Annotated in this window: 2 protein-coding genes and 1 pseudogene; 2 read left to right on the top strand and 1 reads right to left on the bottom strand. The window is 45.1% G+C overall.

Annotation, left to right across the window (positions count from 1 at the left end):
* A pseudogene (locus Q0R35_RS08385) lies at positions 1 to 1,571 on the top strand (class I tRNA ligase family protein); the annotation flags it as partial.
* Positions 1,572 to 1,745: 174 nt separating this feature from the next.
* On the opposite strand, the gene Q0R35_RS08390 reads toward Q0R35_RS08385, so the two are convergent.
* On the bottom strand, positions 1,746 to 2,021 hold the full coding sequence (locus Q0R35_RS08390) for a DUF6439 family protein (RefSeq protein WP_295616039.1): 276 nt from the start codon (positions 2,019 to 2,021) through the stop codon (positions 1,746 to 1,748).
* A gap of 63 nt (positions 2,022 to 2,084) precedes the next feature.
* Here Q0R35_RS08390 and Q0R35_RS08395 point away from each other — a divergent pair.
* A partial coding sequence (locus Q0R35_RS08395; protein ID WP_295616043.1) for a hypothetical protein occupies positions 2,085 to 2,393 on the top strand: 309 nt, incomplete at its 3' end.

Here is a 2,393-nt window from a genome sequence, read left to right on the forward strand (position 1 = left end):
ATCGTGATTGGTTGGTTAAATTGCAAGATTGGTGCATCTCGCGGCAATTGTGGTGGGGACATCAGATTCCGGCTTGGTATGCTGTCAGCTAGTCTGGTGGGGAAATAACCGATAACACGCCGTTCTTTGTGGCTAAGAATGAAGAGGAAGCACGAGTAAATGCGATCGCACAATTCGGCGCAGATGTAAAATTAGTTCGCGATCCTGATGTTTTAGATACTTGGTTCTCGTCAGGAATTTGGCCATTTTCGACTTTAGGTTGGCCGGAAAATACTGCCGATTTAGAGATGTATTATCCAACATCTACTTTAGTTACTGGCTTCGATATTATCTTCTTCTGGGTAGCCAGAATGACGATGATGTCTGGCTATTTGACGGGGAAAATGCCGTTTGAAAATGTCTACATCCACGGCTTAGTTCTGGATGAAAATGGTAAGAAGATGTCGAAGTCCGCGAATAATGGGATCGATCCCTTGTTGCTAATCGACAAATATGGTACCGACGCGCTCCGTTATACCTTAGTCCGCGAAGTAGTCGGCGCGGGACAAGATATTCGGATTCAATATAACCGCAAAACCGACGAATCGGAATCTGTCGAAGCCAGTCGCAATTTCACGAATAAAATCTGGAATGCGGCGCGATTTGTCATGATGAATTTTGAGACATCCGAATTCAAATTCGATCTGGCAAACCTCGCAACGCCAACCGGATCGTTAGAAGTCGCCGATAAATGGATTTTATCGCGCTTCCATCAAACCATCCAGCAGACGAGCGATAATATCGATCGATATGCTTTAGGCGAAGCCACTAAAGGCTTATATGAATTCTTCTGGGGTGACTTCTGCGACTGGTATATCGAGTTAGTTAAATCGCGCCTCCAAGAAGATGCCGATCCGGCTAGTAAATTAGTCGTACTGCAAACCTTAGCCGTTATTTTGGATGGCATCTTGAAATTATTGCATCCATTTATGCCGCATATTACGGCAGAAATTTGGCAGACATTAACCCAGTCGGAATCCCCCCTTGAAAATGAGGGAACAGGAGATATCTCGATTCAACCCTATCCTACTAGCGATGCTAGCTTAATTGATGCGGAACTCGATCGCGAATTCGATCTCCTGATTGGTGTAACTCGTACTATCCGCAATCTTCGCGCCGAAGCCGATCTCAAACGCGCGATTAAAGTCTCAATTATCCTTCAAAGCGATAGTACCGCCGAGCGAGAAATATTGGAGCGCGGGAAAACTTATCTTTGCGATTTAGCCCAAATCGAACAGCTTACTATTGTTGATAAATTAACTGAAGAACCCACCAGATCGATCGCGAGTGTCTTTGCGACGGTCCAAATTATTCTACCGCTCACAGGTGTTGTCGATCTCGAAGCTTTTAAAGCCAAAATTCAGAAGAAAATCGATAAAATTAATAAAGAAATTGAATCGATTAATGGTAAGTTGAACAATGCTAAATTTGTCGAACGCGCGACGGCAGAAGTAGTCCAAACAGCTAAAGATAGTTTAGTCGAATCTGAAAAGCAAAAAGAGATTCTACAGGAGCAGTTAAACCAGTTTTAACGGCTCCCCACTTTTGATAGCGAAAACCCCAGAGATCCCCCTAAATCCCCCTTCAAAAGGGGGACTTCCGGATCCGGTTCCCCCCTTTTGAAGGGGGGCTAGGGGGGATCCAGATCTCAAAACGAAGTCCAATCGACTTGTACATATACCGTAGCTCCCTCAGGGTGAGGGCAGTTAACTTTCAGCTTTCAACTTTACCCGATCGCCGTGTGAAGGGCAAGGCGGAGCCGAAATCGACTTATCTAACCACCCCACCGCCTGCGAAAACCGTGCTAACGCCTCATCGGAATTATCTTTGAGTAAAAATACCAACGCCGCAGCAGCCTGTTCCTTCGCGCGTGCGGGACGATTAGATTTGAGCCTGTGCCAATCTGTTTCGGCAATTCGCAGCCGCTCGGCGAGGGCTTGAGCTAGTTCTAGGGTGGTGAGATCGTCTGTAGGGGAAGACATGGGAGTTCTGACCTAAATTTAGGCATATTAATAGTAATGCTACTTAAATTGTATCTTGCGACCATGACTCAGAATGCGACCCCAGTTGATTACACGATCGAATTCGAGCGCGAAATTGCCGACTTAGAAACGGCAATTTCTACTCTCAAGCATCGTCAGGCGGATGTTGAGTTAGCCATCCACGAACGTGTAGTATTAGAACGTCAGCGCAATGAATTGAAACAAAAAGGAACCAACCATTCCAATATTAAGCAGGAATTAACGCAAATTCGATCGCGATTAGAAGAACTAACGCTGATTTTAGAATCTCCACTATTAAGTGAATATAAGTTAGCATGGGAACTCTTCTTGCAATCTATAAAGTCAGACACC

The sequence above is a fragment of the Chamaesiphon sp. GL140_3_metabinner_50 genome (genome assembly GCF_025361915.1).
GTDB lineage: Bacteria > Cyanobacteriota > Cyanobacteriia > Cyanobacteriales > Chamaesiphonaceae > Chamaesiphon.

Bases quoted from the DNA above. Each gene is read 5' to 3' on its own strand.
- Q0R35_RS08390 (WP_295616039.1), bottom strand. From the start codon at position 2,021: ATGTCTTCCCCTACAGACGATCTCACCACCCTAGAACTAGCTCAAGCC.